The 14,219-nt window shown below is 27.7% G+C and carries 15 protein-coding genes and 2 riboswitches; all 15 genes read right to left on the minus strand.

Going from position 1 to position 14,219, the window contains the following annotated elements:
* Window positions 1-2: 2 nt before the first annotated feature.
* The 15 genes from gcvPB to murG all read right to left on the minus strand — a co-directional run bounded on the left by gcvPB (window position 3) and on the right by murG (window position 14,218).
* Window positions 3-1,454, minus strand: coding sequence for an aminomethyl-transferring glycine dehydrogenase subunit GcvPB (gcvPB, locus tag D3Z33_RS07855; RefSeq protein WP_160197218.1), 1,452 nt, complete (start codon window positions 1,452-1,454; stop codon window positions 3-5).
* Window positions 1,454-2,797 carry an aminomethyl-transferring glycine dehydrogenase subunit GcvPA gene (gene gcvPA, locus D3Z33_RS07860; protein WP_160197219.1) on the minus strand — a complete coding sequence of 448 codons (1,344 nt, stop codon included), beginning with the start codon at window positions 2,795-2,797 and terminating at the stop codon, window positions 1,454-1,456. The genes gcvPB and gcvPA overlap by 1 nt, the downstream gene beginning before the upstream one ends.
* Before the next feature lies 1 nt (window position 2,798).
* Window positions 2,799-3,182, minus strand: coding sequence for a glycine cleavage system protein GcvH (gcvH, locus tag D3Z33_RS07865; RefSeq protein WP_160197220.1), 384 nt, complete (start codon window positions 3,180-3,182; stop codon window positions 2,799-2,801).
* Window positions 3,183-3,202: 20 nt separating this feature from the next.
* Window positions 3,203-4,309 carry a glycine cleavage system aminomethyltransferase GcvT gene (gcvT, locus tag D3Z33_RS07870; RefSeq protein WP_160197221.1) on the minus strand — a complete coding sequence of 369 codons (1,107 nt, stop codon included), beginning with the start codon at window positions 4,307-4,309 and terminating at the stop codon, window positions 3,203-3,205.
* A gap of 99 nt (window positions 4,310-4,408) precedes the next feature.
* Window positions 4,409-4,482: riboswitch (glycine riboswitch) on the minus strand.
* Between the two features lie 3 nt (window positions 4,483-4,485).
* Window positions 4,486-4,591: riboswitch (glycine riboswitch) on the minus strand.
* 96 nt (window positions 4,592-4,687) lie between these two features.
* Window positions 4,688-4,954, minus strand: coding sequence for a YlmC/YmxH family sporulation protein (locus D3Z33_RS07875; protein ID WP_130807232.1), 267 nt, complete (start codon window positions 4,952-4,954; stop codon window positions 4,688-4,690).
* 81 nt (window positions 4,955-5,035) lie between these two features.
* Entirely contained in the window at window positions 5,036-5,809 is a 774-nt protein-coding gene (sigG, locus tag D3Z33_RS07880) for an RNA polymerase sporulation sigma factor SigG (protein WP_160197222.1), read from the minus strand.
* A gap of 150 nt (window positions 5,810-5,959) precedes the next feature.
* A complete protein-coding gene (gene sigE, locus D3Z33_RS07885; RefSeq protein WP_160197298.1) occupies window positions 5,960-6,673 on the minus strand; it encodes an RNA polymerase sporulation sigma factor SigE in 714 nt (237 codons plus the stop codon).
* A gap of 36 nt (window positions 6,674-6,709) precedes the next feature.
* Complete coding sequence (gene spoIIGA / locus D3Z33_RS07890; RefSeq protein ID WP_160197223.1) at window positions 6,710-7,609, minus strand: sigma-E processing peptidase SpoIIGA; 900 nt, start codon at window positions 7,607-7,609, stop codon at window positions 6,710-6,712.
* A gap of 192 nt (window positions 7,610-7,801) precedes the next feature.
* Window positions 7,802-8,905, minus strand: coding sequence for a cell division protein FtsZ (gene ftsZ, locus D3Z33_RS07895; protein WP_160197224.1), 1,104 nt, complete (start codon window positions 8,903-8,905; stop codon window positions 7,802-7,804).
* A 236-nt stretch (window positions 8,906-9,141) separates the two neighbouring features.
* Entirely contained in the window at window positions 9,142-9,435 is a 294-nt protein-coding gene (locus tag D3Z33_RS07900; RefSeq protein ID WP_130807399.1) for a small basic family protein, read from the minus strand.
* A gap of 52 nt (window positions 9,436-9,487) precedes the next feature.
* Window positions 9,488-10,210, minus strand: a complete 723-nt coding sequence (locus tag D3Z33_RS07905) for a DUF881 domain-containing protein (RefSeq protein WP_160197225.1) — start codon at window positions 10,208-10,210, stop codon at window positions 9,488-9,490.
* An 18-nt stretch (window positions 10,211-10,228) separates the two neighbouring features.
* A complete protein-coding gene (locus D3Z33_RS07910; RefSeq protein WP_160197226.1) occupies window positions 10,229-10,954 on the minus strand; it encodes a DUF881 domain-containing protein in 726 nt (241 codons plus the stop codon).
* A gap of 16 nt (window positions 10,955-10,970) precedes the next feature.
* Window positions 10,971-11,723 (minus strand): cell division protein FtsQ/DivIB, encoded by a 753-nt coding sequence (locus tag D3Z33_RS07915; protein ID WP_160197227.1) that lies wholly within the window; start codon window positions 11,721-11,723, stop codon window positions 10,971-10,973.
* A 57-nt stretch (window positions 11,724-11,780) separates the two neighbouring features.
* Window positions 11,781-13,034 (minus strand): UDP-N-acetylglucosamine 1-carboxyvinyltransferase, encoded by a 1,254-nt coding sequence (gene murA / locus D3Z33_RS07920; protein ID WP_160197228.1) that lies wholly within the window; start codon window positions 13,032-13,034, stop codon window positions 11,781-11,783.
* 80 nt (window positions 13,035-13,114) lie between these two features.
* On the minus strand, window positions 13,115-14,218 hold the full coding sequence (gene murG / locus D3Z33_RS07925) for an undecaprenyldiphospho-muramoylpentapeptide beta-N-acetylglucosaminyltransferase (protein WP_160197229.1): 1,104 nt from the start codon (window positions 14,216-14,218) through the stop codon (window positions 13,115-13,117).
* Window position 14,219 lies beyond the last annotated feature (1 nt).

A 14,219-nucleotide genomic window follows, 5' to 3' on the forward strand; every position in this document is an offset into this window, starting at 1 on the left:
ATTTAATTCCATTTTAATTTTAAATTTCTTGCTGCTCTAACTTCATCCACTCTTCTAACTGGAGCATTATGAGGAGCTTCTTTTAGAAGTTCAGGATTACTTTCTGCTTCTTTTGCTATTTTAATCATAGCATCTATAAAGTTATCTAAGGTTTCTTTGCTCTCTGTTTCTGTAGGTTCTATCATTAATGCTTCTTTAACTATTAATGGGAAATAAACAGTAGGAGGATGATAACCATAATCTAATAATCTTTTAGCTACATCCATTGTATTAACTTCTAGACTATCTTCTTTTAAACCAGCTAATACAAACTCATGTTTACATACTGTTTTTATTGGTAAGTTATAATGTTCTTTTAGTTTATTCATCATATAATTTGCATTTAATACTGCAGTTTCACTTACTTTCTTTAATCCATTGCCTCCAAGAGCAAGTATATAAGTATACGCCCTTAGATTAACAGCATAATTACCATAAAACCCTTTTACTTTTCCTATAGATTCTTTTCTATCATAATCTAAAACAAATTTATCATTCTTCTTTTCCACTACAGGTACAGGTAAGAATTTAGCTAAATGTTCCTTTATTCCAACAGCTCCACTACCTGGACCTCCACCTCCATGAGGAGTTGAAAAAGTTTTGTGAAGATTAAAATGCATAACGTCAAATCCCATATCACCTGGCCTTACTCTTCCCATTATAGCATTCATATTTGCACCATCATAATATAAAAGCCCTCCTGCTTCATGAACAAGCCCTGCTATTTCTTTCATATCTTTTTCAAATAATCCTAATGTATTTGGATTTGTAAGCATAAGTCCAGCCACTTTATCATCTAAAATCTTCTTTAAATTTTCAACATCTACTAAGCCTTCATTTGAAGATTTTACTTCTACAATATCATAACCTGCCATTGCAGCAGTAGCAGGATTTGTTCCATGAGCAGAATCTGGAACTATTATTTTTGTTCTATGATTATCATTATTTGCATTATGATATGCTTTTATAAGCATAATACCTGTTAATTCGCCATGAGCTCCAGCAGCTGGCTGTAGAGTAACTCTATCCATTCCAGATATTTCAGCTAAATGATTAGATAGATTATACATTAACTCAAGTGATCCTTGAACAGTATCTTCTGATTGATAAGGATGAATATTTGTTAAACTATCCATATTTGCCATATCTTCATTTATTTTTGGATTATATTTCATAGTACAGGAGCCTAATGGATAAAATCCTGTATCAATACTATAATTTAATTGTGATAAATTAGTATAATGTCTTACAACATCTAATTCGGATACTTCTGGAAGTTCCAAATCTTTATCACTTAAATATTCTTTTGGAATAAGTTGTTCTATTTCTTTTTCCAATACATCATTTTTTGGAAGGCTATATGCCTTTCTACCTTTTTTTGATAGTTCAAAAATTAATTTATCATAATTTTTCATTATAGCACCTCCAATACGGAAACTAATTTATCTATCTCTTCTTTAGTTCTCTTTTCAGTTACTGCAAACAATATTGAATTATCAATATCATTATAATCCTTACCTAAATCATAACCACCAAGAATTTTATTTTCTAGTAACTTTTCATTTACTTCATTAACTTTTATATCACTTTTAACAGCAAACTCTTTAAAAAATGGTTTATTAAATACTGGTTTAAATTTACCACTTTCAGTTATTTTATCAAATGCATAATGAGCTTTTTGTAAAGATTGAATTGCAACTTCTTTTAATCCTTCTTTACCCATTGTAACTAAATATATTGCTGACATTAAAGCATTTAGCCCTTGATTTGAACATATATTTGATATAGCTTTATATCTTCTTATATGTTGTTCACGAGCTTGTAAAGTAAGAACAAATGATCTTTTATTATCCTTGTCAACTGTTTCTCCTACTATTCTTCCAGGTATTTTTCTTGCTAATTTCTGCTTAACTGCCATAAACCCTAGTGTAGGACCACCAAAATTCAATTTATTACCTAAGCTTTGACCTTCTCCTACTACAATATCAGCACCTAAATCACCTGGAGATTTTAAAACACCTAATGAAATAGGGTCAACATAAGTTATAAACTTAGCTTTTTTAGTATTATGAGTGATTTCTTCAATCTCTTTCAAATTCTCGATAATTCCAAAAAAGTTTGGATTCTGTACTATTATACCCGCTGTATTGTCATCAGCAACTTCTTTTAATTTATCTACATCTGTTACTCCATCTTTCATATCAACTTCTATTAGTTCAATATCTCTAAATTTCATATAAGTTTTTACAACTTTCCTTACTTCAGGATGAACTGTTTTTGAAATGATTACTTTATTTTTTCTAGTTACATCTGCTGCTACAAGACCTGCTTCAGCACATGCAGTAGGGCCATCATACATAGAAGCATTTGAAACATCCATGCCAGTAAGATTAGATATAAGAGTCTGATATTCAAAAATCACCCTAAGTGTTCCTTGGCTTATTTCAGCTTGATAAGGAGTATAAGACGTTAAAAATTCCCCTCTAGATGCTATATGACCTATTAAAGATGGTATATAATGATCATACATGCCTGCTCCTAAAAAACAAGTTAAGTCATCAATAGTTTGATTTTTATTTCCAAGCTTTTTCATATGATTTCTTATTTCTAATTCAGATAATGAATCATCTATTTTTAAATCTCTATCTAGTCTTAAAGACTTTGGAATATCCTTAAATAAATCATCAATAGAATTAGCACCTATTACATCTAACATCTCATCTCTATCTTGTTTAGTATTAGGTATATATCTATGCATATTATTCCTCCTCTGCACAGAATTTTTCATAATCTTCTTTATCCATTAAATCATCTAATTTAGCGTTATCTGCCATTTCCACTTTTATAAACCAACTTCCAAAAGCATCTTCATTTACAAGTTCTGGAGAGTCTTCTAACTCTTCATTTACTTCAATTACAGTTCCAGATACTGGCATATAGATATCTGATGCAGTTTTAACAGATTCTACTACTCCAAAAGATTCTTCCTTTTCTAACTCATCATCTACTTCTGGTAATTCCACATAAACTATTTCACCTAAATTATGTTGTGCATGGTCTGTTATACCTATTAACGCCTTATTACCTTCTACCTTTACCCACTCATGATCACTTGAATAATATAAACCTTCTACTGTTTTCATTAAAATTCCTCCTTAAATTTTTATTTTTTATTTTGTTTTAAAAATTTTGTATTAACAACTTTAACTTTTGCAAATCTTTTTCTAATTTTGATATCAAATTCTGTTCCAAGATCTGCATAATCAATATCAACCATTGCTTTACCAATATTTTTCTTTAATGTAGGTGAATGATAACCTGTTGTAACAAAACCAATTTTTTTATCATCCTTATATACTTCATAACCACTTCTTGGTATGCCTTTATCTATCATTTCAAACCCTACTATTTTTCTTTTTAATCCCTCTTCTTTTTGTTTCTTTAAAGCTTCTTTCCCTATAAAATCAGACTCTTTATTTAATTTAACAAAAAATCCTAATCCTGCTTCTAATGGAGTTATATCTTTAGATAACTCATTTCCATATAAAGGCAAATTAGCTTCAAAACGAAGGGTATCTCTTGAACCAAGTCCTGCTGGTTTTATTCCTTCTTCTTTGCCAACTTCTAATAATTTTTCCCAAACTTCTACAATATCATTATTCGCTAAATATATTTCAAAACCATCTTCCCCTGTGTAACCAGTTCTTGATACTATAGCTTTTTTTCCATCAACAAATACATTTCTATCAAGATAGAAAAATTTAATATCAGATAAATTTTTGTCAGTAATTTTTTGTAATATTTGTTCAGCCTTAGGTCCTTGAATAGCTATTTCAGAATATTTGTCTGATAAATCATTAATTTCCACATGATAATCTTTTCTGTTTTCTTTTATCCATTCATAATCCTTTTCTAAATTACTTGCATTTACTACTAAAAAATAATGGGTGTCAGAAAATTTATAAACAAGTAAATCATCTACTACTCCACCATCTGGATAGAGAAAAAATGTGTAAAGAATTTGATTGTTCTTAAGTGTTGTTATATCGTTTGTTACTAAATAACCTACAAAGTCTTTTGCATCATCTCCTTTTATTTCAATTTCTCCCATATGAGAAACATCGAAAATTCCTGCATCACTTCTAACTGCTTCATGCTCCAAAGTAAGACCTTCAAATTCTACAGGTAATTTCCATCCATAATAATCTGTCATTTTTCCGTTTAACCTTAGATGAGAATCATATAAAGCTGTTTTTTTTGAATCTACCATCATATCACTCCTTAAATATTTTTCCCCCTTGAAAAGGTTTTCATTAAGGGACATTAAAAAAAGAAATATAAAAACATACAAAATATATGCCTTATATTTCTCTGTATCTAGCCTGAGAGCTTTACATATTAATGTATTTCTCCTTCGGCGTCGCTAAAGCGATCTCTCCAGAGTTTCATCAAATAACGATCCTTTTACCTGAGAGTTTCTATAAAAATTATGGCGAATTTTATATATTGCTCCATCGGCTATCTATTTAAAGATATCTCTCGTTATTCTCATCTGAGTATTATATTATTAATTACATAATAATATATTTGAGCAATTATTACAACAATAGTTATTATTTTAACTTATTATTTATAATTTTCTTAATAATTATATATTATCATTTAAATCTTTATATTTTTGTGAATCTATGTTTACTAATATAACTTCATTTCCTATCCTAACTATATCCTCCCAATCAATAACTACATTATTATACTTAGTAAAAAGACTCATTATTCCACCAGCTTTGGGCATTATTATAGCTTTTATTTTTGCATTTTCCAAATCAATTTCTATATCATTTATCATACCCAATTTTGAACCATCAACAACATTTATTATTTCTTTTTCTGTTAATTCCGATGCTTTAATCATATTATCACCTCTTATCCTTTTATAATATATTTATATTAACTTGTCTTAAATTATGCATAATAAAAAAAATTAGTATAGAATCTATACTAATTTTTTCATATGATTTAAAGCAGTTTTCTCTAATCTAGAAACCTGAGCTTGAGAAATACCTATTTCTTCTGCAACTTCCATTTGAGTTTTACCTTCATAGAATCTCAAGTTTAATATTAGCTTTTCCCTATCATTTAATTTTCTTATACCTTCTCTTAGTGCTATTTCTTCTAACCATAGTTCATCTTCACTTTTTTCATCACTTACTTGATCCATTACATATATTGCATCTCCATTATCATGATAAATAGGTTCAAATAAGGATATTGGATCCTGAATAGCATCTAATGCAAATACAACATCTTCTTTAGGTAAATTCAATTCATCAGATATTTCTGTTATTGTAGGTTCTTTTGAATTCTTTTTTATCAATTGCTCTCTTGCTTGTAACGCTTTATATGCTATATCTCTAAGTGATCTACTAACTCTAATAGAATTGTTATCCCTTAAATATCGCCTAATTTCACCTATTATCATAGGTACAGCATAAGTTGAGAATTTCACATTATGTTTTAAGTCAAAATTGTCTATTGCTTTTATTAATCCTATACAGCCTACTTGAAATAAATCGTCAACATTTTCTCCTCTTTTGTTAAACCTTTTTATAACACTTAAAACTAGTCTTAAATTTCCTTGGATAAATTCTTCTCTAGCTTTCATATCTCCTTTATGAATTCTATCAAATAATTTCCTCATTTCTTTATTAGTTAATACGGGCAACTCTGATGTATTTACTCCACAAATTTCTACTTTGTTAATGTACATTTATGTTCATTCCCTTCTAGATGATCTACCCCTTTCAATATAAATTATTACCTTAGCTTTATATTTTATACAAAAGTAAATTGGTTATTTTTTCATATAAAATATTTTAATTTATTATTTCCTAAAAAAAAAATAGCATACATTTGTATGCTATACCATTTTACTTATTTCCTTTTGTAACCTTCTTACTATACGTTTCTCAAGTCTAGAAATATAAGATTGTGATATTCCTAAAATATCTGCTACTTCTTTTTGAGTTTTTTCTTCACCTGTCTTTTTAATTCCAAATCTCAGCTCCATTATTTTTCTTTCTCTTTCAGATAAAGACTCCATAGCTTCCATTAATAATTCTTTATCTATTTCCTCTTCTAATAATTTAAAAATTATATCACTGTCCGTACCTAAAATATCAGATAATAATAATTCATTTCCATCCCAATCCGTATTCAAAGGTTCATCAAAAGATATTTCAGTTTTAGTTTTATTGTTTTTTCTTAGGTACATTAATATTTCATTTTCTATACATTTTGAAGCATATGTAGCTAATTTGATGTTTTTATCTGGTTTAAATGTATTTACAGCTTTTATAAGTCCAATAGAACCTATAGATATTAAATCTTCTATCCCTATACCAGTATTTTCAAATTTTCTTGATATGTATACAACCAATCTTAAATTTCTCTCTATTAATATTGTTTTTATACTTTCATCATTTTCAATTTTAGATATTAAATACTTTTCTTCTTCTGGTTCTAGTGGAGGAGGAAGAATTTCACTTCCACCTATATAAAATATACTTTCTTCTTCATATAAATTTAGCATTTTTAAACATTTAATATATAAAATTTTAATCTTTAATTTCATTATTGTTAATAATTTTTTCAATTTTTACGCCTCCAGTTAGTTAATTATTTCAGGATGTAATAGGGCCACATAATCATTATTATTTGTCAAATGACTATTATAAATTCCTATTACAATTTCTGATACTTGCTTGTCTTCATCATTTTCAATGATTATTCTATCTGGTTTAAAACCCAGTAACATTCCATTTTCTTTGCCCACTGACTTAAATGGTATAAGTCTAAATTTAATAAGTTCATTGCTATTAGATATTACTCTTGATATTATACTTAAATCATCTTCACTATATATTGTAAATATATCCCGTATTGAACTAGGTAATAATTCACTTATTGCTGAAAATTCAACCACAATAACTGGTATATTTGTTATTGGATCTATTAGTGAATTACCAGTATCTACAAGTCCTTTTAATCTTGCTGTCTTATCTTGTAATTTAACTATAAAGCTTACATACATATTTTCTTTACTTATTTTACTATAAATATATTGTGATGCTATTTTATAAAATATATAAGATATGATTATTCCAACTATCAATATAGATGGCTTAAAATTATTTATACTTTTTATATAAAATATGCCTTCTCCAAAATATACTTTAGAATTAGTTAAATAAAAAAGAGCAAATGAACCACCTGCAAATACAAATGATACTGTATAAAATGTAGCAAATAATTTTAAAAACTTTTTAAGTTTAAAAGGATTAAATGCTAAAATTATCAAAATTATAGAAATACATATTTTCCCAATAAAATTGCCCATAAAATGTAATTTGGGAATGAATACTATTAATGTATATAAAGCACCTAGTAATGCAGATAATATAATTCTTATATTATTAGTATCTGTTCTTGTAAATCTTTTTGTGACATATAATATTATATAATTGATTATAAAATTTTCTATTAATAAATATTCAGCATAGATGTACAAATTTAGCCCCCCTTAAAATGTATTTTATCTATGCATAAAACTATATTAAATCTTCTTATAAACTTTTATGCATTTATAGTACAATATATTCCTATTATACAGAAGTTTAATCTAAAATTATGTCAAAGTCTGAAGTCGAAAAAAGACCCATTTCGTCATTCGAAATGAGTCTTTTAAAAATTCTATTTTATATTATCTATTTGTTCTTCTTCTTAAAAAAGTTGGTATATCTAGTTCATCTTTCAAATCATTTTTTTCATTATTATCTTTGTTAATTTGTGTATGTTGATCATTTTTATCAGAAGTATTTTTAAAAGGATTTTGTGATGAATTCTCTTTAGGATTATTATTAAAGCCTGTTGCAATAACAGTAATTTGAATATCATCTTTAAGAGTTTCATCTACAACTGCACCAAAAATTATATTTGCATCTGGATCTACATTTTGTTTAATAAGATCTGCTGCCTCATTCACCTCAAATAAACCAAGATTTGATCCTCCAGTAATATTAAGTAGTACTCCATTAGCACCTTCAATAGAAGTTTCTAATAGCGGACTATGTATTGCTTGTTTTGCAGCTTCAGTAGCTCTGTTTTCACCATTTGCTCTACCAATACCCATATGAGCTAATCCTTGATCTAACATAATTGTTGTAACATCAGCAAAATCAAGGTTTACAAGTCCAGGTACAGCTATTAAATCAGATATCCCTTGAATACCTTGTCTTAAAACATCATCTGCTATTTTAAATGCATCCATTATAGATGTCTTTTTCTCTACTATTTGTAACAATCTATCATTAGGAATAGTAACTAAAGTATCTACTTTAGTTTGTAATTCTTCTATACCTTTAGCTGCATGTGAACTTCTTCTTCCTCCTTCAAACATAAATGGTTTAGTTACAACACCAACTGTAAGTATTTCCATTTCTTTTGCTACTTCAGCTACTACAGGTGCAGCACCTGTACCTGTTCCTCCTCCCATTCCTGCAGTTATAAATACCATATCTGCACCTTCTAATGCTTCTTGTATTTCATTTCTACTTTCTTCAGCAGCCTTTTTTCCTATTTCAGGATTAGCTCCAGCACCCAAACCTCTTGTTAACTTTTCGCCTATTTGAATTTTTATATCAGCTTGAGAAGAATGAAGAGCTTGTCTATCTGTATTAACAGCAATAAAATTTACTCCTTTAACACCTTCATCTATCATTCTATTTACAGCATTATTTCCACCGCCGCCTACACCTACTACTTTTATTTGAGCGAATTGTTCCATATCTACATCAAATTCAAACACAATTTAACCCCCTTATTACATTTTATCATTTTATCGTTTCTTTTATAATCATCTCTTATTATAAGATAAATCTCATTAGAATTATATTCGACATAGGATTCTTATATCCTTCTTAACTTTAAAATATAATTTTAATATTATAATTATTTTATCATATTATTTTACATTATAATCAATAATTTTAGTATCTTTAAATATTAAATTTAGAACATAAACAATATTATATCAGCATTTTATTAATCGTTCAAATGCTGTTTGTTGAAAAAAAACCTTCTTATAATAGCAAAATTATTAAAAAGCCTAATTCCAAATGCAAATATTGCTGCATAATATAAGGGAACTCCTAATTTATCACCAATATATGCAAGCAATGCTGCTAAAATAGCATTCCCAATAAAACCAGAAATAAATATCCCTGAGTTAAATTTATTTTCAAGAGATGCCCTTACTCCTCCAAAAACTGAATCCATACATGCAAGTATAGCTACAGACATATATGTTGAGTAGCTTAATGAGAAAGTAACAGGCATATATAATCCTATTACTACTCCTAATATAATACCAATTAACGCAATTAACAAATTATTCACCTTCTTCTATAGGATTCATATATTTTACTTCCAACTTATCATTATATTTAGGTATAACAATAAGGTCTCTTTCTTCACTTTCTATTTGTAAATCCCTAGCATCATTTAAATATCTTCCATATGTTCCTTGAGCATTTATAGCAGAATATAATTTATTTGGATCACCTATGGCTTTTATTATAAAAGGAGATACTAGATTTTTCTTATTGACTCTTATAACTGGTCCTCCACATCTAACTGGGGAATTTAATATTACTCTTTGTCCTCCAATATCTATAGCTTCAGCTCCAGCAACCTTTAAATCATTTAAAATATTCTGTATGTCAGCATCATGTACGATACCACTTGTATCACTCTGACCTATAACAAAATCTTCTGCACTATCTTGTATTTTTATAACTATTCCAGGACCAGATAAATCCTTAAACCCTCCCAAGCTTTTAAATCTCTCAATATCACTTTCAAGTAGTGAAATAATCTCTGTTGTATTATTTGCTGTTTCAATTTTTTCAAGCTTTTTTTCTTGTTCTTTTATAATCTTTTTTATATCAATAACTTCACTTTTAGTTTTTTCTAATTTATTTTGTGTCTGCTTTATAGTACTTAAAGTCACAAATGAATTATCTCCTGTATTATTTCTTATTTGTTGAGGAATTATTATACCTAAAGCTAAACATAACAAAAATATTATCACTCTTATTATATACTTATTCATATAAAGACCCTCCTAGGTCTATTCTTCTTCAGTTATAGGGTTTGCATATTTAAATTCTTTTATTTCAGTATATCTAGGTATTTTTATACTATCTTTTTTATTTATTTCAACCTTATATCCATAGCTTTCTAATAAATCAATTATACCTCCATTAATTTCTAGAGCAGTTTTTAAATCATCACTTGGACCAATAGATTTAATAACTATAGGAACTCCAATAGGTTTGTTATTAATATTTAAATGATCACCTGCTACTAACATCTCTGAAAATGATGTATATCTTAAATCATTTATTGCTATAGCTTCTGAGCCAGTTACATTTAAATAACTTATTATATCAAGTAAATATTCATAATCTTCAACTATTGAAATTGGATATCCATAAGCATCTTCTGAATCTGGATTATTTATAATAATCTCAATACCTTTCCCTTCTACTTCTGTATAACCTGCAAACATTTTATATTTAGAAAGCTCTTTTGAAAGCTCTTCTACATAGTCACTTTCTTCAGACACTTCAGATTCATACTTTTGAACTCTATTCTCTAAATTAGTAAGCTCATTCATTAATGCATCTTTTTCTTCTTGTACTTTTGAAAGCTCATTTACTAATTCTTTATTTTTCTGACTTGGTACAAAATCAGGGCCAACTAAATTACTTACTGTTTTATATTGTATAGCAATTATTATTCCCAAAATCACACATACAGTAACTATTAAAGACTTTGATACTAAATTTTTCATTTGTTACCTCCTGGCATTATTTAATAACTATAGGATTTTTACCTTTATCAAATTTAATTTGTTTTACAGATATACCTTTATCCTCTAAATCTTTTACTATTTTTTCAATGAATTCTAATTTATATTTTATATCATTTAACCCATCTAACGCAACATTAATTCCAGAATTTAAGACCAGAGTAGTATTTTTATCTTGTTCAATTATTTTTGATATTTTGTATGAATACTGTTCTTTATTATAATTATTTAATAGTTTTAATATTTTAGAAATATAATTATTATTTTTAAAATTAATTTTTTTATTTAATTCATATTCTATAGAGTGAGTAGTTTCTAATAAAGGTATATTTTTATTTTTCAACTTAGATAATGTATTAAGTACGAAACCTTCATTATCAATATATATATAATTACCATTATTATTATATACTATAACTTCTTTTCTTTCTTGTATATTTATAACAAATGTATCTGGAAGTTTCATATCTATATTTGCAGTTTTAATATAAGGATGATCTGTTAAATTTTCTACTATAGTTTTTTTATTGATCTTAAAGATATTTTCTCCTTTAATAATTCCTGAAGCAAGTATTATTTTCTCATCTTCAAGTTCATTTTTTCCTTTTATATTAATATTTTTCACATGAAATAAAGTAGTTTGAGTAAAAAGTATAAAAAAAAGTAATGATATTAACAATAATATTATCATGGTCATAATTAATATTCTTTTTTTCTTTATTTTTTTATCAACTTTGTATTTCTTTTCCATAATTTCCTCCATAGCTTGTACATTTTGCTACAATTCTTATAAGCAGCCTTAAGCTGCTTATTTTATTCTTCTTATATTAGCACCTATTGATTTTAAGTTTTCTTCCAGTCTCTCATATCCTCTATCTATATGTGATATATTATCTATTATAGTAGCGCCTTCTGCTGCAAGTCCTGCTAACAATAATGATGCTCCACCTCTTAAGTCTTTTGCAGTTACTTTGGCACCTGTTAATTGCTTAACTCCTTTTATGACAGCTACATTTCCTAAAGTTCTAATATTTGCTCCCATTCTCACAAGTTCTGGAACATGTTTAAATCTATTTTCAAATATCGTTTCAGATATTACACTTGTTCCACTTGACAGTGTTAATAATGCCATTATCTGGGCTTGCATATCTGTTGGAAATCCAGGATATGGTAAAGTTTGTAAGGATTCAATAGGATTTATTATTCTAGGACCAATAATTTTAAGTGTAGTACAATTATTATAAATAGAACATCCTGTCTCTCTTAATTTAGCAATTATAGATTGTATATGATCAACCTGAATATTTTTTAAAATTATTTCACCTTTAGTAATTGCTGATGCCACCATATATGTACCAGCAACTATTCTATCTGGTATAATAGTATGTTCAACACTATTTAGGTTGTTTACACCATCTATCCTTATTATACTTGTTCCAGCACCATATATTCTACCACCAATTGAATTTAAAAAATTTTGAAGATCAATTATTTCAGGTTCTCTTGCGGCATTTCTTATAATTGTAGTTCCTTGGGCTCTAATGCTAGCTAACATTATATTTTCTGTTGCTCCTACACTAGGATAATCTAATTGAATATCTGCTCCTTTTAAACTTTTACCTTTACAATATATAAAGCCGTGAGATTCTTCTATTTCAGCACCTAATTCTTTTAATGCTTTAAGATGAAAATCAATTGGTCTAACTCCAATTTCACATCCTCCAGGATATGAAACTTCAACTTCACCACACCTAGAAAGCATTGCTCCCATTAGTATTATAGAAGAACGCATCTCTCTAACTAATTCCTCTGGTATTCTTACTTTATCTAAATTTCTTGAATCTACAGTAACAATATTATCAACAGCATTAACTTTACAACCTATAGCTTTTAAAATTTTAACCATAACTTTTAAATCACTTATTTCTGGTATATTAAAAATTATATTAATATTATTATTTAAAATTGAAGCAGCAAGTATAGGTAAAACTGAATTTTTTGCTCCTCTTACAGTAATTTCACCTGATAATTTGTTACTCCCTTCTATTACATACTTAGACATTTGGGCACCTCCATGAAATGAAAATAGTTATATGTAAACTATATTACATTTTATGCTTTATCTAAGGAGGTGTGACTATACTATATAAGTTGTAATATTAGGTTATATATTTTATCAACTGAATCTTTTTTGCCTAGTTTTTTACTGTTCATACTCATTTGAATTAACCTTTCTTTATTTTTTAGTAAAGAAAGCATTTCATCATTTAATTTTTCTCCTGATACATCTTTGTCTAATATTGTAATTCCTGCACCAGCCTTTTCTATAGCTCTAGCATTATACTCCTGATGATTACCTGTAGTGTAACCTTTAGGTATTATTATACTTGGTAATCCAAGTGCAGTTATCTCAGCAAGAGTTATTGCTCCCGCACTAGTAATAACTAGATCAGCTATTTTAAATCCACTAGGCATGTCATAAAAAAATGGAACTACATTTATATGAGGTGGTAACTTACTTATTCCTCTACTTTTTAATTTATGAATAAACTTATCATAATGATTTTTACCTGTTATATGAAATAATTGTAAATTTTCATTCTCTAAATTCTTTTCTATTAAACTAATTATTGATTCATTTAAACTTTTTTGCCCTCCACTACCACCTAGTGAAATCACAAAGTCCTTATTTCTATCTATTTTCAGATTTTTATATGCCTCTTCTTTATCCACTTCAAAAAAATCTATTTTAACAGGATTACCTGTAATTGTAACCTTATCTTCATTTTTAAAATACTTTTTACTTTCTTCAAAACTTGCAGCTATTTTATCTACAAAACCAGATAATATTCTATTAGTAGCACCTGGTAAAGCATTTTGTTCATGGATAAGAGTAGGTATTTTTTTTAATGATGCAATTAATACTACTGGACCACACACATATCCACCTGTTCCAATTACAATATCAGGACTAAAATCCTTTACAATTTTTCTTGCATCATTTAGCCCATATAATAATTCTTTTACAGACTTAATTGTATCAAAGGATAATCTCCTTTCAAATCCCTTTACTCTTATTCCCTTAAATTTAAATCCTTCTCTAGGCACTAATTCAGACTCCATACTATTATGAGTACCTACATATAATATCTCAGAATCTGGTTTTTCTTTTTTTATTTTTTTTGCAATAGCTAGAGCAGGAGAAATATGACCTCCTGTACCTCCGCCTGTAATTAAAAATTTCATT

This window comes from Senegalia massiliensis, from assembly GCF_009911265.1.
GTDB classification, from domain to species: Bacteria; Bacillota; Clostridia; order Tissierellales; family SIT17; genus Anaeromonas; species Anaeromonas massiliensis_A.